This window comes from Hydrogenobaculum sp. Y04AAS1 (assembly GCF_000020785.1).
GTDB lineage: Bacteria > Aquificota > Aquificia > Aquificales > Aquificaceae > Hydrogenobaculum.
In genome coordinates this window covers 1,469,321-1,495,413 of the sequence record NC_011126.1, presented here as the reverse complement: position 1 = coordinate 1,495,413, position 26,093 = coordinate 1,469,321, and the positions used below count along the sequence as shown (strand labels likewise).

Annotated in this window: 25 protein-coding genes and 1 pseudogene; 5 read left to right on the top strand and 21 right to left on the bottom strand. The window is 33.7% G+C overall.

Annotated features, from left to right (window positions below; all coding sequences use genetic code 11):
• Positions 1 to 2: 2 nt before the first annotated feature.
• From HY04AAS1_RS07965 to rfbA, 9 genes and pseudogenes are all read right to left on the bottom strand, one after another.
• Complete coding sequence (locus HY04AAS1_RS07965) at positions 3 to 947, bottom strand: glycosyltransferase family A protein (RefSeq protein ID WP_198002727.1); 945 nt, start codon at positions 945 to 947, stop codon at positions 3 to 5.
• Complete coding sequence (locus HY04AAS1_RS07960) at positions 917 to 1,864, bottom strand: glycosyltransferase family 2 protein (RefSeq protein WP_012514612.1); 948 nt, start codon at positions 1,862 to 1,864, stop codon at positions 917 to 919. Before HY04AAS1_RS07960 ends, HY04AAS1_RS07965 begins: the two co-directional genes overlap by 31 nt.
• Positions 1,865 to 1,867: 3 nt before the next feature.
• On the bottom strand, positions 1,868 to 4,108 hold the full coding sequence (locus HY04AAS1_RS07955) for a glycosyltransferase family 2 protein (RefSeq protein WP_012514611.1): 2,241 nt from the start codon (positions 4,106 to 4,108) through the stop codon (positions 1,868 to 1,870).
• A gap of 4 nt (positions 4,109 to 4,112) precedes the next feature.
• Positions 4,113 to 6,353, bottom strand: a complete 2,241-nt coding sequence (locus HY04AAS1_RS08310; RefSeq protein ID WP_012514610.1) for a methyltransferase domain-containing protein — start codon at positions 6,351 to 6,353, stop codon at positions 4,113 to 4,115.
• 64 nt (positions 6,354 to 6,417) lie between these two features.
• Positions 6,418 to 6,555, bottom strand: a pseudogene (locus HY04AAS1_RS08390) (sugar phosphate nucleotidyltransferase); the annotation flags it as partial.
• A 58-nt stretch (positions 6,556 to 6,613) separates the two neighbouring features.
• Positions 6,614 to 8,362 carry a bifunctional sulfate adenylyltransferase/adenylylsulfate kinase gene (locus HY04AAS1_RS07945; RefSeq protein WP_012514609.1) on the bottom strand — a complete coding sequence of 583 codons (1,749 nt, stop codon included), beginning with the start codon at positions 8,360 to 8,362 and terminating at the stop codon, positions 6,614 to 6,616.
• Positions 8,363 to 8,383: 21 nt separating this feature from the next.
• Positions 8,384 to 9,376 carry a dTDP-glucose 4,6-dehydratase gene (gene rfbB / locus HY04AAS1_RS07940; RefSeq protein ID WP_012514608.1) on the bottom strand — a complete coding sequence of 331 codons (993 nt, stop codon included), beginning with the start codon at positions 9,374 to 9,376 and terminating at the stop codon, positions 8,384 to 8,386.
• A gap of 3 nt (positions 9,377 to 9,379) precedes the next feature.
• Positions 9,380 to 9,952: a dTDP-4-dehydrorhamnose 3,5-epimerase gene (gene rfbC / locus HY04AAS1_RS07935; protein WP_012514607.1), complete on the bottom strand. Its 573-nt coding sequence runs from the start codon at positions 9,950 to 9,952 to the stop codon at positions 9,380 to 9,382.
• The gene (gene rfbA, locus HY04AAS1_RS07930; RefSeq protein WP_012514579.1) at positions 9,942 to 10,826 is read right to left on the bottom strand and encodes a glucose-1-phosphate thymidylyltransferase RfbA; all 885 of its coding nucleotides are present in this window, start codon (positions 10,824 to 10,826) and stop codon (positions 9,942 to 9,944) included. Before rfbA ends, rfbC begins: the two co-directional genes overlap by 11 nt.
• 31 nt (positions 10,827 to 10,857) lie before the next feature.
• Here rfbA and HY04AAS1_RS07925 point away from each other — a divergent pair, with 31 nt between their 5' ends.
• On the top strand, positions 10,858 to 11,535 hold the full coding sequence (locus HY04AAS1_RS07925; protein WP_012514580.1) for an ABC transporter ATP-binding protein: 678 nt from the start codon (positions 10,858 to 10,860) through the stop codon (positions 11,533 to 11,535).
• 58 nt (positions 11,536 to 11,593) lie between these two features.
• Positions 11,594 to 13,870 (top strand): cation-translocating P-type ATPase, encoded by a 2,277-nt coding sequence (locus tag HY04AAS1_RS07920; RefSeq protein ID WP_012514606.1) that lies wholly within the window; start codon positions 11,594 to 11,596, stop codon positions 13,868 to 13,870.
• A 1-nt stretch (position 13,871) separates the two neighbouring features.
• Here the strand turns inward: HY04AAS1_RS07920 and metF are convergent, their stop codons facing one another.
• Positions 13,872 to 14,735, bottom strand: coding sequence for a methylenetetrahydrofolate reductase [NAD(P)H] (gene metF, locus HY04AAS1_RS07915; protein ID WP_012514605.1), 864 nt, complete (start codon positions 14,733 to 14,735; stop codon positions 13,872 to 13,874).
• Positions 14,732 to 15,376 (bottom strand): thiamine phosphate synthase, encoded by a 645-nt coding sequence (gene thiE / locus HY04AAS1_RS07910; protein WP_012514604.1) that lies wholly within the window; start codon positions 15,374 to 15,376, stop codon positions 14,732 to 14,734. The genes metF and thiE overlap by 4 nt, the downstream gene beginning before the upstream one ends.
• 60 nt (positions 15,377 to 15,436) lie before the next feature.
• Here thiE and HY04AAS1_RS07905 point away from each other — a divergent pair, with 60 nt between their 5' ends.
• Entirely contained in the window at positions 15,437 to 16,306 is an 870-nt protein-coding gene (locus HY04AAS1_RS07905; RefSeq protein WP_012514603.1) for an LptF/LptG family permease, read from the top strand.
• Between the two features lie 3 nt (positions 16,307 to 16,309).
• Here HY04AAS1_RS07905 and flgF read toward each other — a convergent pair whose 3' ends face one another.
• Both flgF and HY04AAS1_RS07895 read right to left on the bottom strand, forming a co-directional pair.
• On the bottom strand, positions 16,310 to 17,071 hold the full coding sequence (gene flgF, locus HY04AAS1_RS07900) for a flagellar basal-body rod protein FlgF (protein ID WP_012514602.1): 762 nt from the start codon (positions 17,069 to 17,071) through the stop codon (positions 16,310 to 16,312).
• A 3-nt stretch (positions 17,072 to 17,074) separates the two neighbouring features.
• The gene (locus tag HY04AAS1_RS07895) at positions 17,075 to 18,679 is read right to left on the bottom strand and encodes a CTP synthase (RefSeq protein WP_012514601.1); all 1,605 of its coding nucleotides are present in this window, start codon (positions 18,677 to 18,679) and stop codon (positions 17,075 to 17,077) included.
• Positions 18,680 to 18,728: 49 nt separating this feature from the next.
• Between HY04AAS1_RS07895 and HY04AAS1_RS07890 the strand changes: the two genes are divergently transcribed.
• Positions 18,729 to 19,367, top strand: a complete 639-nt coding sequence (locus HY04AAS1_RS07890) for a hypothetical protein (protein WP_012514600.1) — start codon at positions 18,729 to 18,731, stop codon at positions 19,365 to 19,367.
• A 1-nt stretch (position 19,368) separates the two neighbouring features.
• On the opposite strand, the gene HY04AAS1_RS07885 is transcribed toward HY04AAS1_RS07890, so the two are convergent.
• From HY04AAS1_RS07885 to HY04AAS1_RS07850, 8 genes are read right to left on the bottom strand one after another with little or no spacing between them, the layout of a single operon-like run.
• Positions 19,369 to 19,656: a hypothetical protein gene (locus HY04AAS1_RS07885; RefSeq protein WP_012514599.1), complete on the bottom strand. Its 288-nt coding sequence runs from the start codon at positions 19,654 to 19,656 to the stop codon at positions 19,369 to 19,371.
• Positions 19,653 to 20,888: a tRNA (N(6)-L-threonylcarbamoyladenosine(37)-C(2))-methylthiotransferase MtaB gene (gene mtaB, locus HY04AAS1_RS07880; RefSeq protein WP_012514598.1), complete on the bottom strand. Its 1,236-nt coding sequence runs from the start codon at positions 20,886 to 20,888 to the stop codon at positions 19,653 to 19,655. The genes HY04AAS1_RS07885 and mtaB overlap by 4 nt, the downstream gene beginning before the upstream one ends.
• Before the next feature lie 12 nt (positions 20,889 to 20,900).
• Entirely contained in the window at positions 20,901 to 21,884 is a 984-nt protein-coding gene (gene moaA / locus HY04AAS1_RS07875; RefSeq protein ID WP_012514597.1) for a GTP 3',8-cyclase MoaA, read from the bottom strand.
• Entirely contained in the window at positions 21,853 to 22,272 is a 420-nt protein-coding gene (locus HY04AAS1_RS07870; RefSeq protein WP_012514596.1) for a molybdenum cofactor biosynthesis protein MoaE, read from the bottom strand. The genes moaA and HY04AAS1_RS07870 overlap by 32 nt, the downstream gene beginning before the upstream one ends.
• Before the next feature lie 50 nt (positions 22,273 to 22,322).
• Positions 22,323 to 23,201: a F0F1 ATP synthase subunit gamma gene (locus HY04AAS1_RS07865; protein ID WP_012514595.1), complete on the bottom strand. Its 879-nt coding sequence runs from the start codon at positions 23,199 to 23,201 to the stop codon at positions 22,323 to 22,325.
• A 30-nt stretch (positions 23,202 to 23,231) separates the two neighbouring features.
• Positions 23,232 to 24,152, bottom strand: a complete 921-nt coding sequence (tilS, locus tag HY04AAS1_RS07860; protein WP_012514594.1) for a tRNA lysidine(34) synthetase TilS — start codon at positions 24,150 to 24,152, stop codon at positions 23,232 to 23,234.
• A complete protein-coding gene (locus HY04AAS1_RS07855; protein WP_012514593.1) occupies positions 24,152 to 24,826 on the bottom strand; it encodes a YggS family pyridoxal phosphate-dependent enzyme in 675 nt (224 codons plus the stop codon). The genes tilS and HY04AAS1_RS07855 overlap by 1 nt, the downstream gene beginning before the upstream one ends.
• Position 24,827: 1 nt before the next feature.
• Entirely contained in the window at positions 24,828 to 25,280 is a 453-nt protein-coding gene (locus HY04AAS1_RS07850) for a hypothetical protein (RefSeq protein ID WP_012514592.1), read from the bottom strand.
• 59 nt (positions 25,281 to 25,339) lie between these two features.
• Here HY04AAS1_RS07850 and HY04AAS1_RS07845 point away from each other — a divergent pair, with 59 nt between their 5' ends.
• Entirely contained in the window at positions 25,340 to 26,089 is a 750-nt protein-coding gene (locus HY04AAS1_RS07845) for a dihydroorotate dehydrogenase electron transfer subunit (protein WP_012514591.1), read from the top strand.
• The last annotated feature ends 4 nt before the right edge of the window (positions 26,090 to 26,093 follow it).

Genomic DNA, 26,093 nt, shown 5'->3' with positions numbered 1-26,093 from the left:
GTCTAACATTTATCCCACCAAGATTGATGCATGCTTAGTTTTTTAACAAGCCATTTTGGTAGTTTATCGTAGTTTTGTCCAAGCTTATAGCCTATATACTTCATAGCATTTCTTACAAACCACTCTGGTATCAGATGATAAGCTCTGTGATTTAATATATATTTAAGTTCAGATTTTATATATCTTATACCTTCTCCTTCTGCTTTTCCAAAAAGTTCTATTATCCAGTGCTCTTTTTTGTGGAAAACTCCTATATCAAAATACCTTTTAAACTCTTCAAATACAGAATAACTATGAGAGTGATAAACTTTCGCCTGCGGGACATATGCTATCTTATAACCTTTTAAAAGTAGCTTTGTCCCAGCGTATGTATCTTCTCCAAGTATAAGATTATCTTTAAACCATCCTATTTCTTGTAGTGCTTTTTTCCTATAAGCGCTAAAACTATTTGATAAAAAAGCTGTTTTTATACCATACAAAGGTGTATCTTCTATGCTTCTTATATAAGCTTCATCCTGGTAGTTAAACTCCCTTAAGTGCTTTCCAAATAGATGCGTTTTTTCGTAGCTTACTTGTTTTCCGTAAGCTCCTCCTATTGATTTATCTTTCTCAAAAACCTTTACAATATTTTCTATACTATATTCATCGTAAGGCAGTGCATCTTGGGTAAGAAATACTACTATATCTCCACTTGAAAGCTTGGCGGCTTTTGTTCTCGTGCCTCCGTGATCAAATTCTTCTTTTGGTATGACGATGATTTTATCTGTATATTTTTTTGCAATGTCAATGGTTTTATCTTTGGAAGACGAATCTATAACAATAATTTCAGCATCTTTTACCGTTTGGTTTTTTAGCTTTTCTAATAAACTCGGTAGATAGTTTTCTGCGTTATAAGTTGGTATGATGATAGATATTTTCATAAGTCTTCTTTTGGCATAAGTAGGCATGAGATTATAAAGCCTATGTTTTTTAAAAACCCATATTTAAAATATCTACATTTTATCATTGTAATAAGCCTATTTGAAGGATTTTTTTCACACAGACTCATAAAGTTGTAAACGATGTCCTTTTGGCTTTTATCAAGAAGATTATAGTATATCTTATAAAAATTTTTAGCCTGCTTTATTAACCTTTTGTTTGATGAAAAGAATTTTGATAGATCACCTCTTAGTATTAAGTACACCATAAGCCCGTATTTTTGAGCACCTGTGTCGTTTTTACCATGTTGTCTATAAAGAACAAGTGGTTCTTTTATAAAATCAAGCTCTCCAAACGACGCTCCAACAAGCCCAAGCCACCAATCGTGCATAATCTCATCATCTGGCATAGTTATAAGCGTATCTTTAAGTTTATCGTTTATCATCATAGTACAGCCAGTTATAACATTTTGAACCAAAAGATGGTTTAGTTTGTTTCTTTTTGGGTCTATGTGCTGATATTTCCAAAAAGAAGGAGCTATAAGGTTTAAATCTTTATCCACTACTTTTAGATCACTATAAACAAGCAAAGGTTTATCATTGTGTTTTTTTTCAAGCTCTTTCATCTTGTTGTAGGTTTCTTCTATCTTATAAGGAAGCCAAACATCGTCCTGATCGCAAAACATAATATATTTGGCATCTGAGTATCCTAAAAGCCTAAAAAAACTTTTAGAAGCCCCAAGATGCTTTTGCCCGTCTTCTATAAGCACTATCTTATCTTTGTGCTTTCTTAAATAATACTCTAAAATCTCAATGGTTTTATCCTGAGATCCATCATCTCTTATCAAAAGTCTCCAGTTTTTATAGGTTTGATTTATTATAGATTCAATCTGATTTCTTAAATATTGCTCTCCGTTATAGGTAGATAGCAGTATGTCAATATCCACAATCTATATTTTAATAGAAAAATCTTCTCTATCCAAAGTAAGATTTGGATTGTAGTAAGGATCACCCTTTTCTAAAATATGTCCCCACTTCTTTTTAAAAAGCTCAATTTCTTTTTTAAATCTCTCTTGTTTTTCAGGTGTATCTTCATAACCACGAGATTTAGACTCATAATGATAAAGTTCAGCATAGGGTGTCCAAACAACTAGATATCCTTTTTCTCTTACTTTTAAACAAATATCTATATCACTTAATGCCAAAGGATATCTTTCATCAAAGCCCTCAACTTCGTTAAATATATCTTTCCGCATCATTAAGCATGCTCCAGTTACTGCAGATAAGTTTTGTACAACAACCAACCTTCCAACATTTCCATAAGAAACTCTTGGGAAAAACCTATGAGAATGCCCTACCTTTCCACCTATACCCAATATAACACCTCCGTGCTGAATAGTGTCATCAGGATAATACAATTTTGCACCTACAGCACCTACATCCTTTCTTTGAGCATACATAAGCATTTCTTCTATCCAATTTTCATTTATCACTTCTGTATCATTATTTAAAAATAGTAATATATCACCATTTGCATATTTAGATGCAAAGTTATTCACAGCTGAATAGTTAAATTTATCTTTCCACTCTAGTAATACAATATTATTATATTTATTCTGTAAATATTTGTAGTATTCAAAAGTCTTTTTTTCTTTACTGTTGTTTTCAACAATTATTATTTCGTAATTTTTATAAGTGGATTTGTTTATAATAGATGTAATACATTTCTCCAAATCCTCTTTATGATCTTTGTTTGGTATTATGATAGACACTTTATGATGATAGCTTATATCATAGTCTATTTTATATGAACCAAGAAATACACCGTCTCTAACTTTTCCTTTTAATCCCACTCTGTCTAAGTGATCTTGTAAAGCTTTTTTAGCAGCATCGTAAGCATACATTTTGTTTTTAGGGTCCTGAGCTACGGAATTATCATTGATTCTCCAATTATACAAAATCTTTGGGATATGAACTATTTTTTTTGCTTTTTCTGTGCATCTAAGTATCAAGTCATAATCCTGAGAGCCATCATATCCTTCTCTAAACCACCCCACTTCATTTAAAAGCTCTTTCTTTACTACCGAAAGATGTGTTATGTAGTTGTAGCTTCTAAGTGTATCTGGGCTAAAGTCCGGTTTGAAAAATGGATCAAATCTCTTAAGTCCATCTTCTGTTATCTTGTCCTCATCTGAATATATAAAATCAACATCTTCATTTTCGTTTATGGCTCTTACCACTTCGTACAAAGCAAAAGGAGCCAAGACATCATCGTGATCTAAAAAAGCTATATACTCGCCAGTAGCTAAAGCAATTGCTTCATTTGAATTTCCAGCTATCCCTTTGTTCTCTTTTAGATATTTTACTTTTATTCTTTTATCTTTAAGAGTATAGTGTTCTAAAGTCTCTTTAACATGTTTTTCTTTGCTGTTGCCATCAACAATGCAAAGTTCCCAATTTGAATACGTTTGATTTAAGACAGATTCTATCATATCAATTAAAAATTTTTTTGGCGTATTCCATACTGGTACCACTATACTTATTTTCGGCTCATACTTAAATTTTATATTTTTCTGAGCAGTTAACTCTTCCTCTGTCGGCTCATTTATCTTAATCCAAACCTCATATTGATAAACCGAGTTTAGTTTAGTACTTGCTTTATTTATAAAAACCCTAAAACCGTATTTTCTTATATAATCCATACTTTTTTTGATATTTGATTTATTAATAAACAAAAATAAGCTAGACAACTTCCTATAATTATACAACTTTAGCTCTCTATCTGTCTCTATCTTCGCTTTTCTTCCTTCATATTGCCCATGTAAAATGTAGTGTAAAAGTGGATTTAGTCCTGCTTTTTTGACATCTGGATTGCTAAGCAAATAAAATCCAGAGTTAAAATTAGGCCCTGCCCATCTTCCTTCTTTTGCGCCATACAAGATATAGTGTAAAAGAGGGTTTATTCTGCTTTTAGCAACATCTTCATACCTGTTTAAGTAAAAAGTTGTGTCAAAAAATGGGTTTGGATTTCTTCCTTCTCTTGCACCATGCTTTATATAATGTATTATTGGATCTATATCTCCTAACCTTATATCTGGATAGGATTTAAGATAGTATCTTTCGTCAAACAAGCCACTTTTTTTAATAATATATCTTTGTAGATAAATATTATATTTCAACAACTTCCACATAAAGTTAGCCAAACCTCCTCTTTAAGTTGCGAAATCTATTTGCTATTTTTCTTAGAGGTCTTGTATAACGCCAGCTTTTGCTAAGCAAAATTGATATAACTTCATTTTCTAAAGATTCTATTTTGGAGTTTAGCTCTTGGATAGTTGAGTTTTTATTAGCAAGTTCGTTATTTAGATCGTTGATAATAGCATCCTTAGATATAACTTCATTTTCTAAAGATTCTATTTTGGAGTTTAGCTCTTGGATAGTTGAGTTTTTATTAGCAAGTTCGTTATTTAGATCGTTGATAATAGCATCCTTAGATATAACTTCATTTTCTAAAGATTCTATTTTGGAGTTTAGCTCTTGGATAGTTGAGTTTTTATTAGCAAGTTCGTTATTTAGATCGTTGATAATAGCATCCTTAGATATAACTTCATTTTCTAAAGATTCTATTTTGGAGTTTAGCTCTTGGATAGTTGAGTTTTTATTAGCAAGTTCGTTATTTAGATCGTTGATAATAGCATCCTTAGATATAACTTCATTTTCTAAAGATTCTATTTTGGAGGAGATAATTTTAAAAATATCAGGATATTCTGTTGATTCTATCAAATCATTTAAATTATAAGTATTAGCTAAGCCATTTATCTTGGTTAGCACAAATATATGCTGAAGAATTTCAAGATCATGATTGCCACTCAAAATCATATTATATAAATTAGAATATTTTACTTTTATATCTTCTAAAAATTCTGAAATATAAGTAGTGCCACCTAAATATTTAACATCAAATTTAAATCCTTTCTCTTTGTAAAACTCGTTAGCATTCTTTATCCACTCTAAAAATGATCTTTTTGTAAAAAATCTCAAATGTGTATTATCTAAAATACCAAATTCAGAGTAATTAAACCTACCTTGCAATAAGTTTAGAATAATATCCATATGAGCAATATTCGGTACGCTAACTAAAACCTGCCCACCAAATTTAAGCTTTGAAGTTATAAAATCTAATGCATTCGTAGGATTTTTTAGATGCTCTAATACATTTCCACATATTATGAAATCAAACATTTCTTTTAATTGTAAAAATCTTTCATATTCATCTTTCGTATTCTGTAGATAGTCAAGATCTAAGAGAAATACATCTTTATAATATCCTCTATCTTTAACGTAGCTTATGGCATCTGCATCTATGTCTATTCCATACACTTGACAATTCTTATTCTTATTCAACCACTCGCCCAAATAACCATACGAACAACCTACATCAAGCACCGTAGAGTTATCGGTTATAGCTTTGACAATGTAAGAAAGAGAGTTGTTTTCTATCTCTGGGTGTATATCATCTGCGGTTGCAAAATACTTCTTGTCGCTTTTTACTACAAATAATTTATTTTCTTCTGCGTTTCCAAGATTTGAAACCGCACGGTAATTAGAAACTTGAGTTCTATACTCCTCTCTTAAAATATTAAATTCGCACAAAATCTCATCTGTACAGTTTGATTTATTAACAATTAAATATTCATATAGTTTAGCTATTTTTACAATAAATTCTGATAAAACATCATGTGAATCAGGTAGTTGTAAGTTTTGATGCTTTAATTTCTTTTCCAAGAAATCATTAATAGTATCCTTTACCTTTTCAAAAGGAGTTGGAAAACGAATATCAAGAACTTTTTCGATTAATTCTATTGTCTCAAAGCTATTATTTAAAAGATTATCGTAGCCAATAAATACTCGCTTATAATTTCGGCTATAATATTCAGCATATAGAACATGCTTTGCCCAAAGCAACAAGCCTTTTTCTGTCTGGAAACCATCCCTTACTTTTAGAGAATTTGCAACCTCAAAGGGATTTCTGTATGGCAAAATACACTTAATTTCTATATTTAAATCGTTAAGGATCTTCTCCCAAAATGGCATTAATATGCACATTCTTGGATCTTTAATGCCAAAAATATCAAGATTTTTATAATCTTCTTCTATAATTCTTGATGCTTCTTCTATTAAATCTTTGGGAATATTTGATAATCTTTTTTCTATATCTAAAGGCTCTAACTTGTGCCAAGAACTTTTAAAATATGGAAGAAGTTTAGATTCGTTGTAAAATACAATATTTTCATTTTCAAAAAATCCTTTAGGGTTATCAAAAGCTGGTTGCAATAATTCTCTCCCCATCGAGACACCGAGATTTTGCAAAACACCACCTACAGCTGATGTTCCACTTCTATGCATCCCTAAAATCATTAAACAAGTTCTCTTCATATACATTCCTAATTAAAAGCTTATAAAATTAATACACAAAATTAATCTATGCATCTTCAAGATTTATACCAAGAATCATCACCAACGACAGCGGATAATATATCATAGGTTTGTTGTATATAGGCAAAAGATGCTTGTTTAACACTTCTGTAGTGTGGTATAGTCTTGTACCAGAACCCCCTGCCAGGATAACAGCTTTCATATTTACCATGCTTATTTATTATAGCATATCTGAACTTATACATATACAAATGTTAATTTCACAGTAAAAATCCTCTTTCCTCCAAATATTTCACTATCTTATAAGCGCTTTCTTGAGGTGATAAGCTTTTGGTATCAAGTACTATCTCAGGATTATCTGGGGGTTCATAAGGATCGTCTATACCTGTAAAGCCCTTTATAAGTCCCTCTTTTGCTTTTTTGTAAAGACCCTTTACATCCCGCTCTTCACATACTTCTATGGGTGCATTTACATAAACCTCCACAAACTTCTCTTCTCCAAACATGTTTCTTATTTCTTCCCTTGCCATCTTGTAAGGGCTCACCAGTGAGCATATAGCCACACCATCATGTTTTACTATCTCAGAAGCCACAAAACCAACCCTAAGTATATTTTTTATCCTATCTTCTTTGGAAAACCCAAGTCCTTCGCTTAGATGAGTCCTTACCACATCCCCATCGAGGAATGTTATCTTTCTTCCCCTTGCCTCAAGCATAGCTTTTAGTATCTTTCCTATCGTTGATTTTCCAGCACAGGGAAGTCCCGTTAACCATATACAAAAACCCTGTAGGTGTTTTGGCTTGTAGGTGCTTAAAAGTATCTTGGCAATCTCTTCTCTTGTAAACCACTCTGGAAGCATCTTGCCGTTTTTGACAAACTCATTTCTCACTTGAGTCCCAGATATAGATAAGTATGTGTATTTGTTTTTTTCTGCAACGCTTTTTTCTACATAATCGTTTAAATCTGGCACATAAACAAGCTCTTCAAAAGGTATCATCTTCATACCTATTTCATCTTGATATTTTTCAAAAAGCTCCTGCGCCTCATAAGGTCCATAAAAGGGCTTTCCTTTGGAGTCTTTTCCAGGTCCTGCATGGTCTCTTCCTACTATAAAATAGTTTGCTCCATAATTTCTTCTTATTATCCCATGCCAAAGGGCTTCCCTTGGTCCAGCCATACGCATAGCCAAAGGTATAAAGGCCATAAGCGTTTTATCTTTTTCATAGTATTTCTCATACAGCACTTTGTATATTCTCATTCTGGTAGATGGATCTATATCGTCTTCTTTGGTTTGTCCCACTGCTGGGCTTATGAGCAAAGCGCCGTTTATTCTATCTCTTGCTCTTTTGGTAAGCTCCTCATGTACTCTATGTATAGGGTTTCTTGTCTGAAAAGCAACGACGTTTTTGTATCCAAGCTTTGATAGTCTTTCCCTTACTTCTTTTGGTGTAAGTCTATACTCTGGAAAATCGTAATATATAGGAAGTTCAAAAACTTTTAGCTCACCGCTTATAGCGTAATCTCCCCACAAAAATATCTGTGGTACCAAAGGATGGTAAGGATCAATGGTTTTAAGCACTTCCTTTGCTTCTTTTTCTTTATCCCTTAGATAAACCTCTTCTACCCTCATAATAGCCAAAGGCGTGTTGTATTGATCTTTTAAAGCAATCCACTCCCCTTCTTTTAAATCTTTTAAAGTATCTTTATCTACAGGCAGATAAACAGGTATAGGAAAAACAAGACCATTTTTCAATCTCATAGTCTCTATTACACTTTCGTAATCATTTTTCCCCATAAATTTATCCAGCGACGACAAAGCTCCCGTTGCAAGCATTTCAAGATCACATACAAACCTATTTGAAAGCTGTATACTTTTTAGATAAATGCTTCTTTCTTTTAAATCTCTCTTTTCATCTTCAGACACCACAAGGTTTACAAGCTTACCACCGTAAGGCGTGATAGTGTTTGCATCTTCAATACAATCCATATTTATAGCACCGCTGTCCATTTTTACCAAGTATAAGGTATTTCATACGCTATATACCTTATCCCAATACTCTTTTAGGTATTTGAGTTTTTTCTCTACCCATGCCATATTTTCTATATACCATTTTACAGTTTTTTCTATACCTTCTTCAAATGTAGTTTTTGCTTCCCAGCCAAGCTCATTTTTTATCTTTGTAGTACCTAAAGAGTATCTAAAATCATGTCCTGGCCTATCCTTTACAAATTCTATAAGATCTTCATTTTTATGTAAAAGTTTTAATATATTTTTTACCACATCTATGTTTCTTCGTTCTTGATTGCTACCTACGTTGTAAATCTCACCAATCTTGCCTTTTTCCATTATCTCAAATATAGCCTCAGCACAATCTGAAACATAAAGCCACTCTCTTACATTTTGTCCAGTGCCATATACAGGTATCTTTTCGTTGTTTAAGGCCTTTAAGATGACAACAGGTATAAGCTTTTCTGGATATTGCCAAGGACCGTAGTTGTTGGAGGGTCTAACGGTGATAACTGGAAGCTTGTAGGTTTTATAGTAAGCTCTTCCAAGCATATCAGCAGCTGCTTTTGATGAAGAGTAAGGGGAGTTTGGAACAAGGGGTGAATCTTCTTTGAACGTTCCCTCTTGCCCAAGTTCTCCATAAACCTCATCTGTGGCTATGTTGATAAACTTCTCAACGCCTATATCTTTTGCTACATCAAGAAGCACTTGTGTGCCTTCTACATTTGTCTTTATAAAAGGGCTTGCATCCAATATACTTCTATCCACATGGGATTCTGCTGCAAAATGAATTACAACCTTTGGCTTTTCAGTTTTAAAAATATGCTCTATAAACTCTTTGTTGGTAATATCTGCTTTGTAAAATGTTATATTCTCTTTTACTTCTTTTAGTCTTTCTAAATCCCCAGCATAGGTTAGCTTATCTACCACAACAATCTCATATCCTCTTTTTACAGCTTTTCTTACAAACTCACTGCCTATAAAACCAGCTCCACCTGTTACAAGTAATTTCAAAATTTATCCTCCGTATAAAAAGTTGTTGTCTGCTTGTTCTAGTGTTGGTAGATTTTTATCTTTATCAGATAAAATAATCTCTTTTATATGTTCTAAAGGCCATTTTATGCTTATGGTTTTATCGTTCCATATTATACCTTTGTCGTGTTCTTTTGAATACTCGGCCTCAGATACTTTGTATATGATCTCAGCTTCTTCTGAAAGGGTCAAAAACCCATGGGCAAAGCCCTTTGGTATAAAAAGCATCAGTTTATTTTCTTCTGAGAGCTCATACCCTACCCATCCGCCGTAAGTGGGGCTATTTTTTCTTATATCTACAGCCACATCAAATATTTTACCCTTTATACACCTTATAAGTTTTCCTTGGGCTGCTGGTTCTTTTTGATAATGAAGGCCCCTCAGTACTCCTTTTACAGATTTTGAATGATTATCTTGGATAAAGATATCTGTTATGCCGTTTTTCTCAAACTCAGATTTTTTATAGCTTTCTAAGAAAAACCCTCTTTCGTCTTTAAAGACCTTTGGCTTTATCAGTATCACCTCTTTTATATCTGTTCTTATAAACTCAAAAGGCATGATCTTGGGCTATCTCCATCAAGTATTTTCCGTAATCTGTCTTTCTCAAATTGTGTGCTAGTTCTAAAAGTTTTTCTTTTGTGATCCATCCGTTTTTGTAGGCTATCTCCTCTATACATCCTACCATAAGACCAGTACGCTTTTCTATTGTTGATATAAACTCAGAGGCTTCCATAAAACTATCGTGGGTTCCAGCATCAAACCAAGCAAAACCCCTTCCCAGTATATAAGCGTATAGCTTATTAGCTTTCAAATAAGCTTCGTTTACAGATGTAATCTCAAGCTCTCCTCTATGAGAAGGTTTTATATCTTTTGCTATATAAACTGCATCTTTATCGTATATGTACATACCAACCACTGCATAATTGGATTTTGGATGCTTTGGTTTTTCTTCTAAAGAGACCACCTTACCATCTTCTGATATTTCTGCTATACCAAAGCGCTCTGGGTCTTTTACATGATAGCAAAATATAGATGCCCCGTTTTCTTTTAAAATCCTTTCTTTTGCCAAGTTTACAATCTTGGGCAAATCATGTCCAAAGAATATGTTGTCTCCCAAAAGATAAAGCACATAATCATCTTTTATAAAATCCTTTGCCAGAATAAGCCCTTCTGCTAAGCCCCTTGGTTTTTCTTGAATGATATAAGTTATATTTATACCAACATGAGACCCATCTTTTAACAAGAGTTTAAAACTCTCCAAATCTTGTGGGTTTACCACAATGGCTATATCCCTTATACCAAGAAGCATCACCAGCGACAGCGGATAATATATCATAGGTTTACTGTATATAGGCAAAAGATGCTTGTTTAACACTTCTGTAGTGGGATATAGCCTTGTACCAGAACCCCCAGCCAGTATAATAGCTTTCATATTGATTTATTATATAATATACTTAGTTTTTATGCTTTTAAAAGTAGAAAATTTAAACGTATTTTATAAAAATAAACATATTTTAAAAGATGTTAGTTTTGATATAGAAGAAAATGAGATATTTTCTATAGTGGGAGAATCTGGTTCTGGTAAATCCACCATTGCAAAAGCTATAATGGGACTTATTGATTATAAAGGGCTTATTGAGTATAAGGGTAAGGATATATTTATGATATTTCAAGACCCAGGCAATTATTTGGATCCTCTTTTTAACGTATATTCACAGATAAAAATGGTAAAAGAGGCTATAAAAGAAAACGCTGGCATAGATGTAGATAAAGCTATAAACCTTGTAGGGCTTGATGTAAATGAGTTAAAGAAAAAATATCCCCATCAGCTTTCAGGGGGTCAAAAGCAAAGGGTGATGATAGCGATGTCTTTGGCAAGAGGCTCTTCCTTGGTGATAGCCGATGAGCCTACATCTTCTTTAGATGTTTTGATACAAAAAGACGTTTTGTGCGCTTTTAAGAACATGAAAGATTATTTTAGTTCAATCATCATAACCCATGATATAGATGTGGTTTATTATATAGCGGATAAGGTGATGGTGTTAAAAGATGGTATAGTGCAAGAGATATCTAAAAAAGATGAGTTTTTTAAAAGCCCAAAAAGCGAATATGGTAAAAAATTGCTAGAGAGTTTTTATTGATTTTAACATTTAAATGTTTTGCTTGATTTATCATTGATTTAAATATAGATTGGTAAATATGAGAAAAGTGTTCAAAATAAGCGGGATGACCTGTGTAAACTGCCAAAGGACTATACAGATAGGTCTTAAAAAGACAAAAGGTGTAGAGGATGTTGATGTGTCTTTGGTTTTAGAAAGGGCTATAGTGAGCTTTGATGAAAATATTTTATCAAAAGAAGATGTCGTTAAAAAAATAAAAGAGCTTGGATACGAGGCCCAAGTAGTAGAAGAGTCTGGTGTTTTAAACCTATACCTTGATAAAGTAGATTGCTCCACTGACTCTTGTGCTTTACTTACAAAAGAGGATTTAGAATCCTTAAATGGTGTAAAAAAGGCAGTTTTAGACAATATAAAACAAACCCTTTACATAGAATACGATAAAGATATTATTTCCTCTGAAGATATAATGGCTTTCATAAGATCAAAAGGGTATGAAGCCTCTATTTTAGAACTTGACAGATCAAAAGAGATAGTTCTAAAAATAGCTTTTGGCATAGCATCGGGTATTCTTATAATGGCTCTTAACTACAGCTCTATAGCCTACAAAGATTATATAGAGATGGTTTTAGCAATAGCTGTTCAGTTTTACACTGCCAAAGATTTTTACAAAGGGGCTATCGCTTCTTTAAAAGCCAAAACTGGTAATATGGATCTTTTGGTGGCTTTAGGAAGCTTTGTATCTATAGTGTATAGTTCTTTTGTGGTATTTGGGCTTTTAAAAGGAAACACGTTTTTTGAAACACCCACTTTTTTGGTATCTTTTGTTTTAATAGGAAAACTCATAGAGTATAGGCTAAAGAAAAAAGCAAGCGCTTATCTTAAAAATCTTACATCTTTAAATCTAAGAAGTGCAAGGGTTTTAAAAGGTACTGAAGAAGTGGTTGTAGACTCTTACTCTTTAAAAGAGGGGGATATTGTTTTATTTAAAGCTGGAGACAGGGTATCTTTGGATATAATTGTAAAAGAAGGAAGCGCTTATATCGATACATCTTTTATAAACGGGGAGTTTGAGCCTGTTTTTGTAAAAGAAGGAGACAACGTAATATCTGGTTCTTTGGTAAAAAGCGGTTATATAAAGGGGGTTGTGGTAAATATAGCTGAGAAATCTTTTATAAATGAGCTTGTAAGGGCTTCAAACCTAAGCCTTGAAAAAAAACCAAACATTCAAAGAATAGCCGACACGGTCTCTTCTTACTTTGTGCAGGCTATTATCTTAATATCTTCTTTTGTGTTTGTGGTATGGAAAATAATAGGCGTACCCACAGAAGAGGCTTTAAACTATGCTGTATCTACACTTGTGATATCGTGTCCTTGTGCTATGGGTATAGCGGTGCCTATATCTGTTATGGTGGCAGTTTCTATGGCTTTTAAGAATGGTATTTTGATAAAAAACGCCGCTTCTTTAGAAACCCTTTACAAAGCCGATACTTTTGTGTTGGATAAAACTGGTACTTTAACAGAAGGTACATTTAAAGTTGTAAAAGAGGATATAAAAGAGGATAAGGAAAAAGTATGCTCTTTGATAAAACATGCCGAAAGGTTTTCAAACCATCCGATAGGAAAAGCCCTTTATGAACACTGTAAAGATTACAATATGGATATAAATTTAACGTGTGAGGAGATAGAAGGTTTTGGTATAAAGTGTGAAGATATTTATATAACAGATGTTTCTTTTTGGGATAAAGATATAAACAAAAAAGCTATAGGTATAGGCACAAAAGAGAGTCTCATGGGCATTTTTTATCTTGAAGATGCTATAAGCCCATACGCTAAAGATTTTATTAAAAGCTTAAAACAAAGAAAAAAGAAAATCATACTTTGTTCTGGAGACACCGAAAACAACGTTAAATATATAGCCGATACTCTTGGTATAGAGTACTACTTTGCTTCTATGAGTCCTACTGATAAATCAAACCTTATTAAACGATTAAAAGATGAAAATCATATAGTCTGTATGGTGGGAGATGGTATAAACGATGCAAAGGCTATGGCGCTTTCTGATATTGGTATAGCTGTTTCAAAAGCTTTAGATGCTGCCAAAGTAAGTACAGATATTGTAGTGTCAAGTGGTGGCCTTGAAAAAATAATATATCTTTTAGACCTTACGGATAAATTTATGAAAAATGTAAAACAAAATCTATTTTGGGCTTTTGGTTACAACGCTGTCATGATACCCTTTGCCGCTGGTATTTTTTCTAAATACGGCATTTACATAGAACCTCAGTTTGCTGGGCTTTTGATGGGGTTTTCATCGGTGAGCGTAGTGCTAAACGCTATGAGGCTTTCAAAAGCTTAAATCATAGTTTTATAGCTTTTAGTATTTGAAGTGTGGCTTTTGATTTGTTTAGCGTGTAAAAGTGAATATGTTTTATACCGTTTTTTATGAGATCTTCGCATTGATTTATAGCTATTTCAACACCTTTTTTTACTACATCTTCTTCGTTTAGGTTTTCCAACGCATCTGTGATATAAGAGGGAATGGTGGCACCGCACATACTTGCAAACTTAGATATTTGTTTTATGTTTGTAATAGGCATAATCCCAGGTATTATGGGTATATTTATGTTGGCTTTGTGGCATAGGTCTAAAAACTCATAGTAATAGCTGTTGTCAAAAAACATCTGTGTAATGGCAAAACTTGCTCCTTTTTCTACCTTTTGTTTAAAATATTTTATTTCCCATTCCATGTTTGGAGATTCTGGATGTCCTTCCGGGTAGGCTGCCACCCCTATGCAAAAGCTCTCATCAAAATATGTTTTTATAAGATCTATAAGCTCTGATGCATGAGAACAGCCTCTTTTTTCACCGTTTTTTGGTATATCACCTCTAAGAGCTAGTATGTTGTCTATGCTGTTTTCTTTGTAAAAGCCCAATATACTTATAAGTTCATCTTTTGTATGAGATATGCACGTAAGATGAGCCATTATGTTTAAACCAAGGGAGTTTTTTAACTCAAGCACCGTCTCTTTTGTGTATTCTATGGGTGGTTTTTGGGATATGGAGTTGCCACTTGCTCCATGGGTTACAGATACAAAGTTTGGTTCAAAAACCTTTAATTCTTTTGCAGTTTCCAAAAGAGCTTCTTTGTCTTTTTGGCTTTTAGGGGGAAAAAATTCAAAAGATACCCCCTTTTTATTCTTAAGAAGCTCTATTATTTTCATATTTGCATACTTAAGCTTTCTTTGTACATTTGTTTAAAATCAGATGCTGCTCTTTTTACATCTTCAAAACCAAGTATCGCAGATACCACCGCCACTCCTTTTACTTTGCACTTTAATACATCTTTTAGATTGTAGTGTGTTATACCTCCTATTGCTATAATAGGTATAGATGTGATATTTGTGGCTTTACAAAGGGCTTCAAGTCCTACGTATTTGTAATCTTTTTTGGTCTTTGTATGGAAAACAGAGCCAAACCCTATATAGTCTATTGGCATTGTCATAGCATCTTTTAGCTGTTCTAAGTTGTTTACCGAATATCCTACTATCATATCTTCTGGTATTATCTTTTTGCAAACATCTGGTGGTAAGTCCTCTTGTCCCACATGCACTCCATCGGCTTTTACAGCTATGGCCAAATCTACCCTGTCGTTTACTATAAGGGCTACTTTGTTTTGTTTAGTGATATCTCTTAATACCAAAAGCTCTTCATACATTTTTCTAGAAGGCTTGTTTTTAAACCTATACTGCACAGCTGTTATACCGCCTTCTATGGCCTGCTCTATCGTTCTTACAACGTCTCTATCCACAAAAAAAGCGTCATCCGTTACAAGGTATATGCTAAAGTTAAAATCCTTAAACATAGCATTATTATACTATAGTCATTAGATTGTGGCAAGCTTCTATGCTAAAATAATTCTTTTATGAGAATTTTTTTGTTTTTCCTCAAAGGTTTGCTTGTAAACGTATATTTTTACACCATGATAATATGTTTTATATTTTTTTCCATAGAATCTTTTTCTTTGGTTTATGTGCTTAGTTATGTTAATGGTTTAACCGCTCTGGGTTTTTTAGCCTCTTGGTTTTCTTATTATTTTATATACTTTTTACCGTTAGGTGTTATTATAAGCGTTTTTTCTTTTTTTTATAAGCTTTTTAGCCAAAATAAAATTCAAGCTTTTTATATATTTGGGGTAAGTCCTCTTTATATATTAAGGCAAAGCCTTTACGCAGTGGCTATACCTCTTTTCTTAGGGTTTTCGTTTTCATTTTTCATTACAAACGAAGATATCACTTACGCTAAAAACTATCTTATGGAAGAGTTTGCCAAAAGGGTTATAGAAGCAATACCTCCAAAGACCTTTGAACATGTAGGGGATTATGCAGTTTATTTTGACAACAAATCGAAGGATTCCTTTGAAAATATGTTTGTATCGCAAGACGGCAAATACATATATATGAAAAAAGCCTACTACAAAGAGGGTGTTCTTTATGCAGAAGATGGTGAGGTTGTATCAGAAGAGAATTCAAAAGACTACGTGGTAGATTTTAAAAGCCTCAAAATACAGATTTATAAGCTAACATCTTCTACTATCTCCAAGAAGATCGTTAAAAAAGACATACTTTTTGATGTATTAAATATTTTGCTGACACCCTTTTTTATTTTATTGGGATTTTACTTCATATCAAATATCAAAATGTCCTCTGGTATATTTTACACGTTTTTGGCTTTTTTTATAATAATCCATGAAGCCATAATAACCGTTATAAAAACCTTTATCTTAAAATCCTAAAAACTAACCAAAGTTGTTTGAGACTTTAGACTGCGTGGTTTCTAGGCCTTTCACAAGGTTTCCATAGACTTGATAGGCTTTTGAAAGGTCGATAAGCTGTACCATCTCCCTTACTGGATTTACGTTGGAGCCTTCCAAAGCCCCTTGTATGAGGGTAGATGTGGTGTCTGGAGTGGCGTTTTGGGCTGTATAAAGGTCGTTACCAGCTTTTTCTGGGTTTGTGAGGTCTACTAAGCCTATGGTACCTACTTGAGAAGGTGTTTCGTTGGTACCTTGGGTGGTAATAAACACGTTTCCTTGGGGTGAAATGTGTATAGATGTGGCAATAGGTGGTATTTGGATGGGTTGGTTTTTGGGTCCCAATACCTTCATACCGTAATGGTTTACGAGATAACCATTTTTATCCAGTTGAAAATCTCCTCTTCTTTGATAAAATATTTCGCCTTTATCGTTCATAACTTTGAAAAAACCTTTACCGTTTATGGCTAAATCAAGAGGATTGTCGGTTTTCTTTATAGGTCCTTCTGTGTAGTTTGTGTATATTTTTTCCATAATAGGATATACATAGTTGTTGGAAGGGTTATCTGGGGCGTTGCCGGGTTCTTTGGTAGCATCTGGCGTGTAGTAGGCTAAAGCCGATAGGAAATCTTTTTTAAAACCAGGTGTATCTGCATTGGCTATGTTGTTGGCTACTACATCTAGCCTTCTTTGTTCTAAACTCATCCCGCTGGCAAGCACATACATCGGTTGATAATCCAAAGCCATATCTTAACTCCTTTCCTTTTTATAAATATATGCATTTTCTATAAAAGATGCAAACAATTTATGAGCTTTAAAGGGCTTACTTTTGAATTCCGGATGAAACTGACAACCTATATACCATCTATGGTTTTGAAGCTCTATTATCTCCACCAAAGATTTTTTAGGGTATATGCCAGAAGCTATAAAACCATGTTTTTCAAAATGTTCCTTGTATTTGTTGTTGAATTCGTATCTATGCCTATGTCTTTCGTATATGAGGTTTTCTTTGTAAATCTCATAAGCTTTTGTATTTTCTTTTATAAGGCATTCGTAAGCTCCAAGTCTCATAGTCCCGCCCAAGTTTTCTATGCCCTTTTGTTCTTCCATTATATCTATAACAGGGTTTGATGTATTTGGATCAAACTCCGTAGAGTTTGCATCTTTAAAGCCTAAAACGTTTCTGGCAAACTCCACAGCCATAAGCTGCATACCAAGACATATACCAAATGTTGGTATGTTTTTGGTTCTGCCGTAGTTAAGAGCTCTTATCTTCCCCTCTATTCCTCTTTCGCCAAAACCACCTGGAATCAAAATACCATCTACATGTTCTAAATCTTTTTCATTTAAATTTTCAGAATCAACCCATATCATATTTACTTTTAACTTATGTTCAATGCCTCCATGTATGAGAGCTTCTATAAGACTTTTGTAAGCATCTTTTAGTTTTATATACTTTCCCACTATGGCTATATCTACAGAATCTTTTAGATGTTCTAAGCTTGATACTATGTTTTCCCACTTTGTAAGATTTGGTTCTTTGTTTTCTAATCTAAAAGCATCAATGATGATTTTATCTAAGTTTTGAGCTTTTAAAATAAGAGGTATTTTATAGATGTAATCCACATCGTAGGCAGATATTACATTTTCTGGTTTTACGTTGCAAAACATCGCTATTTTTGATTTTACATCTTGAGGAAGCTCTACTTCGGAGCGACATATTATGATATCTGGTTGTATACCTATTGCCCTTAACTCTTTTACGGAGTGCTGGGTTGGTTTTGTTTTTAACTCACCAGCCACAGAGATGTAGGGGACATAGGTTAAGTGTATGAAAAGCGTGTTTTCTTTTCCTATTTCAAGCTGAAGCTGTCTTATAGCCTCTAAAAACGGTAAACTCTCTATATCTCCAACGGTGCCACCTATTTCCACTATAGCTATATCTTTGTCTTTTGATGCTTTTAGTATCATAGATTTTATTTCGTCGGTTACATGGGGTATCACCTGTACGGTAGAACCAAGGTACGCACCTTTTCTCTCTTTTTCCAAAACACTGTTGTATATTTTTCCAGCGGTTATGTTGTTTAGTTTAGATAAGTTTGTATTGGTAAATCTTTCGTAATGCCCAAGATCAAGGTCTGTTTCGGCACCATCTTCTGTTACAAATACCTCGCCGTGTTGATATGGATTCATGGTCCCAGGGTCTACATTTAAATAAGGATCTAACTTCTGAAGGGTTATACTAAGCCCCAAACCTTCAAGCAGAGCTCCAATAGAAGCTGAAGCCACACCTTTACCAAGAGAAGATAAAACACCACCTGTGACAAAGATAAATTTGCTATTTGAAACGTGCATTCTTTATTATATCATGCTATTTAGTTTGAGAAATTGCTATAATAAAATCATGAAAACTTTTAAACTCTTAATTTTTGTTTTGGGTTTTTGTGCGTTGTCTTATGCTTATCCAGATATAAAGATTATGATAGGAGATAGTAAAAGTATTACGCCTAGCGTTTATAAGCTTGATATAGAGATAAATTATAGCGCCCAAAATAGTGCTGATGTGATAGCCTACCTTGGCAAAGTCGATCATTTGATTAGAGGTTTAAATATACCTTACAAAGGCGGTAGTTTTAGGATTTTAAGAAACTGCTTTTATTCTAAAAATAAATATGTATGCGAGGGTTATAAAGGTATAAACGATTATAGTTTTTATATGAAAAGCCCAAAAAACCAAACAAAAATATTAAACGCTTTAAAGGGTATAAACTACGAGATAACATATACTGGTTTTATAGTACCAAAAAAAGATATAGATGCTACAAAGAACTATCTTATAAAGGATTTGGCCAAAAAATCTTTGGTTTACGCCTCAAACTTTTCTAAGATTTTTCAAAAAGAGTGTTTTGTGAAAAGCATTTCTTATGCCCAAAACCATCCGGTGCTACCGATGAGATTTGCTATGGCAAAGGCTTTACCAACACCTGTAAAGTCTAAAGAAAATATAAGCATGCGGGCTTTTGTTGATATATCTTGTAGATAATTTATTTAGAGACAGCCTCTTCTGGTACGTTTGATATATATACAATCTCTTTTTTATCTGTTAAACCAAACTTATCTTGAAACTTATCTTTGTAGCCTTTTTCGTTGTTTATAAAACGCTCTAAGGTTTTTGGTTCGTTGTGGGCTCTCATGATATATTCTTTTGTGGTACCGTTTGAAAACGTTATCAAAACTTTAAGGCAGTAAAACTTAGAGTTTTCACCGTCTTTACAGCGCTCTATCTTTGCATCTAAGGGCTCTACCTTTACACTTCTTGCCAGTATCTTCATAAGCGTATCATTATTATATCATTTATTTTTTCAAATTTATCTATATTTAAGTCTTTTGGGGTTAGTTCTATATAGTTTTCTGTAAGGGCTTTATCATGGGATATGGTGACGGCTCTTAGGGTTTTACCTTTCATAGATGCTCTAAAGTGCTCCCTTTTTTCTTGATCAAGGTTATGAAGAAGCTTTGAGCGCTCTTTTTTGGTGTTTGAATCTACTTTTGGCGTTAATTTTTGGGCTTTTGTAAGGGGCCTATCGGAATATGTAAATATATGAAGGTAAGCAAAAGGGAAATCTTTTAAAAAAATGTAGGTGATATTGAAATCTTCGTGGTTTTCTGTGGGAAAACCTACTATTATATCTGTACCAATTGCACTTATTGGTCTTTTTTTAATTATATAACTTACCACTTCTTCATACTCTTTTAGTGTGTATTCTCTTCTCATGGCTTTTAATAGCTTATCGCTGGCGCTTTGAAGAGAAAGGTGAAAATGCGGCATAATATTTGGCTCTTCTGTTATAAGATCTAAAAGCTCTTTATCTGTTTTAATCTCATTTACATTCATAGAAGAAAGCCTTATAAACATTGGTATTTTTAAAAGTTTTTTTAAAAGCTTATAAAGTGAAGTGCCTTTATCCTGTCCATATTGGCTTAGTTGTGTGCCGGTAAGGACTACCTCTTTATAGCCTTTTTCGTATAGGTTTTGTACGCTTTTGATAATAAGCTCTTCATCTACGCTTCTTGATTTACCTCTGGCAAAAGGTATTATACAAAAACTGCAAAAACTGTTACATCCTTCTTGGATTTTCAAAAAAGGCCTGTGGTTTTCAAATATAATATCCTCTTGAAAGGCTATATCATTTTGTCTAAAGATATTATCTACGTGAGAGAGTTTTTGTTTTGTGTCCAAATGGTTTTTTATAGCTTCTAATATATCTGTTCTGTTGGCGTTTCCAAGTACTATATCCACTTCTTTTATTTTTTCCAAAGCCTCTTTTTGAGTTTGGGCATAGCAGCCTGTGGCTATTACTATAGCGTTTGGATTTTCTTTTTTGGCTTGGTAAATGGCTTGTCTTGAGCTTCTATCGGCTTGAGAGGTAACGCTGCAGGTGTTTATGATATAAATATCTGGTATTTCTGATTTTTCATAACCATGTTTTAAAAGCCAAGAGCTTATGAAATCCCCATCAAACTGATTCATCCTACAGCCTAAGTTTATAACTTTAAACTTCATCAGTTACCTATTTTATCCACCTATTGATGTCATGGCTCTGTTGCAATCCAAAAAACTATAATCGTTGTTTATAATGTATTCGTTGGATATATTTTTTTGTCTTATGATATCTGGCATTAGTTTTCTAAAAGCTTCTAAACCCTCTTCTCTTATAATCTTTTTTATATTTATACCGCTGTTTGTCCTAAGACAATACATGATAGTACCCTCTGGAGTGAGTCTTAGCTTTGAACACCCATCGCAAAAAGGACTTGATATTGGACTTATAAAACCCACTTCTGTGTTTATAGACTCTATTAAAAACCTTTTGGCGCTTTTAGAACCATCTGGTGCTAATGCCGTTAATTTTCCGTAGGTCTTTTCTAAAAGCTTAAAAACCTCATCATTGTAAAATATCTTTGATCTATTGAAAAAATCAAGCTTTCCCACTGGCATTAGTTCTATAAACCTTATCCTTGCTCTTACATCCTTTGCAAACTCCACAAGGGGTATTATTTCAGAGTCGTTGAAATTCCTTATCAAAACTGTATTTAATTTTATGTTAAAACCCAAAGATGAAGACTCATAAATGCCTTCTAAAACGGATTTTATATCGCTTTTGGTGACATGTTTAAACTTGTTTTCATCTAATGTATCTAAACTTATATTTATAGTATCAAGACCAGCTTCTTTTAGAAGCTTTGCATATTCTTTTAGATATGTGCCGTTGGTGGTCATTGAAATAGATTCTAAGTTTGTGGCTTTTAATAAAGATACAAGATTCCACACTTGAGGTCTTACGAGGGGTTCTCCACCTGTGATTCTTACTTTTTTAAGTCCAAAATCCTTCATTACAAAAACTATATCTCTTATCTCTTCGTAAGATAGCATATCTTTGTGGGATATATAATCTATATTGATAGGTCTACAGTAAGAGCATTTCATATTGCATTTGTCGGTGATAGATATCCGAAGATATGTTATCTCATGCACCCATGACCCATTTTGAGCTTCCATCCTTGAAAACCTCCTTTTTCCATATAGGTGCTTCTTTTTTTACCTCATCCACAATAAACCTTGAACCTTTGTAAACCTCATCTCGGTGAGATCCAAGCACCAGCACAAAAAAAGACACCTCTCCTACTTTTACACTACCTATCTTATGATAGATATAGGCGTCTATAAGAGAAAAATCCTTTATGGCTTTTAATCTTATATCGTGAAAAATTTTTAAAGCCATGGGTTCATGGGCTTCATAGAAAAGCTCTACGATATCCCCATCTTCTTTTGAAGCTCTTGCTATACCAAGAAACGTCAAAGAAGCCCCTACTTCTTTTGGGACAGACTTTAGTATATCTTCTTCGCTAGCTATAAACTCTACACCTATAGATACCTTAGGAATCATCAAAATTTAATATACTTAAAAGCTTATAAACTTCTATGCAATAAATTAGCTTAGTCCATAGCTTCTGCTGCTGTTACTATGTCTATTAGCTCTGCGGTGATGGACTCTTGACGGGCTTTGTTGAAGATAAGTGTCCATTTTTTGATAAGGTCGGATGCGTTTCTGGTGGCATTGTCCATGGCTACCATACGGGCAAAGTGCTCGGCGGCGTTTGATTCTAACATAGCCCTATAAAGCTGATAGTTCATGTATATGCTTATGATGCCATCAAGTATATCCGTTTCGTTGCCTTCTATGTTGTATATGGTATTGTGATCTAACTTTGGTTCTTGGATGTGGACATCTTCGTAAGTGATAGGTAAAAACCTCCTTTCTTTTGGGGCGTATGTGGCTTTTGTTATCATCTCGTTGTTAAAAAGCACTATATGATCTGTCTCTTCCTCTTTGTATCTTGATATAAGTTTAGCGCCAAGCTCTTTTACTATATCAAAGTTTATTTCTTTTTTAAATACATCTTGATAAGAGCTAACTATGTGGTAAGATCTTTTGGAATAATACTGATTGGCTTTTTTACCTACTATATGAAGGTTTATACGTTGGCTTGGGCAAGATTTTAGATAGCTATCCACTTTCTTAAATAGATTTGTGTTGAAAGCCCCAGCCAAACCTCTGTCTGCACTTATTATTACAAGATCTACGTTTTTTAACTCTCTTCTTTTAAAAAGCGGATGCGAATACGTATCTATATGGGCAAAAAGGTGTGCCATTAGTTCATAAAGCTTATCGGAGTATGGCCTTGCTTTGAATATAGCCTCTTGGGCTTTTCTTAGCTTAGCGGCAGAAACCACCTTCATGGCGTTTGTAATACGCATCGTATTTTTTATACCAGCGATCTTACTCTTTATATCCCTTGGCGATAATTTTGGCATAAATCTTCCACCTCTATCTTCAAATAATTATTATATTTTATCATAAATCTCTTTAATTTTCCCATGTTTTACTACGAGACTTTTATCCTTTGAAAGCTTTATTTTTTTTGCATTTTCTAAAAGCCTTAAAACCAATTCTGTTTTTTGGAAGGTTTTTGTGCCAAAGGTTTTTCTTACAATGCGTCTTTGTATAGCTCTTGGCTCTTGTTTTAGGCTTTTAACATCAAAAACATCTATATTTTTTATAACATGCTCTGTATAATCTTCCAAAAACGCCTCCTCATCTTGAAGGATTATAGACTCTTGTAGCACTGTAGATAAGAAATTTGGATTTATGGTTTTTAAAATAGGTATTACCTTGTGCCTTATGAGGTTTCTTGATATAGTTTCATCGTAGTTTGTATAATCTTCTTTCCAGTTCAAATGCTGCTCTTTTGCAAAGGCTCTAATCTCATCTTTCGTGGCGGTGATAAGTGGTCTTATTATATTTTCTTTATAAGCCTTAAAACCAGATAGACCTTTTAGTCCTCCGCCTCTTACAAACCAAAGGATCATCGTTTCTGCCAAATCATCAAGATGATGGGCTGTAGCTATCTTATTGTAGCCTTCTTTTTTTGAAGTCTTTTGTAGAAACTCATAGCGCTTTTTACGGGCGTTTTCTTCTATATTGCCTTTTAAAGATTTTATATCAAAGCTCTCTACATATATAGGTAATTTTAGGCTTTTAGCAAAATCTATACAAAAAGCCTCATCTTCATCGGCATCTTCTCTTAGATGGTGGTTAAAGTGAGCCAGTCCAATCTCAATACCAAGAGCGTCTTTTAATTTATACATAAGACAAGATAGCACCATAGAATCCACACCACCAGAAAAACCAATGAGTATTTTATCGCCTTTTTCTATTAGATTAAAAAGCTTGTTGGCTTCAAAAATCTTTCTTGCAAGGTTCATTATGTGTATTGTCTTTGGCCAAAGAGATATGTGCCTATTCTTATTATTGTGGCACCTTCTTCTATAGCTAATTCAAAATCATGGGACATGCCCATAGATAGTTCAGGTAGTTTTATATTAAATGTCTTTTCTAAATCTTCTTTTAAGTTTCTTAGCTTTGCAAAAAAAGGACGTACTTTTTCTGTATCTTCAAAATAAGGTGGTATACACATAAGTCCTTTTAAGTTTATGTTTGGTTTTGAAAGTACGTATTCGGTTAGCTCTTTAAGGTGATTTTCTTCTACACCAGATTTTGAACTCTCTTGACCTACGTTTACCTCTATAAGAATATCAATATGCTCCATTCGTTTTGAAATCTCATCCACAATGGCTTTTCTATCCACTGAGTGTATAAGTTTTACTTTATTTTTTAGATACTTTACCTTGTTGGTCTGAATAGCTCCTATAAAATGCCATTCTATATCAAGGTCTTTTAAAGCTTCGTATTTTCTTAAAAACTCTTGGACTTTGTTTTCTCCAAAAAGCCTAATACCAAGGCTGTAAGCCTCTTTTATAACATCTTCAGGTACCGTTTTTGTAACAGCTAAAAGCTTTATGTCCTCTTTTTTACGAGAAGCCCTCAAAGCGGCTTTTTCTATTTTTTCATAAACCTCTTCAATACGCTCTTTTAGCATATTACTTAAATATATTACCCAATATTTTTGCTATAAACTCCAAAGAGTTTTGATTTAGCACCACCATCAAAGCTCCCAAAAAGAAAATCCACATTTTTAGGACTTTTATCTCTCCTTTTAGTTCCTGTCTTAGTGCTTCAATCTCTCCTTTTACTTCTTGCCTTAGTGCTTCAATCTCGCCTTTTAGCTCTTGCCTTAAAGATTCAATCTCTCCTTTTAGCTCCTGCCTTACTGTTTCTATCTCCTGTCTTACAAGCAGTATATCTTCTTTTGTAGCTAGCTCTTTTCTTAGCTCATCCCTTAGCTCTATCTTTCTTTTTTTAGTTTCTTCTACTACTTTTTCTTCTAAATAGTCTTGGGTATCTTCAATAAGTTCTGCAATTTCAACGGCAGTCTCTTTACCAAACTTTTCTACCAACTTATCGTAAATAGCCATTGGTATGTTTATACCCATTTGTTTCCTCCAATAATAATATAACACCTTGTTGGGGTTTTAGACAGTATAATATTTTTATGGAAGATGTAAGGTTAAAAATCCTAAAAAATGAAAAAGTGGGAATGCATACATATTTGATGGTGCTAAAGCTAAACCATAGCTACGATATAAAACCGGGGCATTTTGTTATGATAAAACCAAACGATAGTTTTGATCCTTTAAATAGAAGGGCATTTGCTATAGCAGATGTAGAAGAAGATGCTATTTATATATACTACGATGTAATAGGAAAAGGGACTACCGTTATGAGCACTTTGAGGGAAGGGGAGTTTGTGGATGTGCTGATGCCTCTTGGAAATGGGCTTTTTGAAGCCTCAAGGGATAAGTTAAACGTTGTATTGGCTGGTGGTATTGGTATATCTGGGGTTAGTTTGTTTTGTAGGCTTTTAAAAGAAAAAAACTTAGATTTTAAAGTATACTACGGAGCAAGGTCAAAGGAGTATCTTGTTATGCTTGATTGGTTTTCAAAATACTCTATTCCTATAGAGGTTTACACAGACGATGGGAGTTTTGGTAAAAAAGGTTTTGTGACGGATGCTCTAAAGGATATAGAAAATGCCAACGTATATGCCTGCGGGCCAAGTCCTATGTTAAAAGCTGTTCAAAATATTTCAAAACAAAAAGGGTTTGATGCTTATCTTTCTTTGGAAAATCCTATGGCTTGCGGGTACGGGGTTTGTCTTGGGTGTGTGGTAAAAACCAGCGATGGTTATGTGAGAACTTGCGTAGAAGGTCCTGTTTTTAAAAGCGATGAAATAATACTTTAAGAGG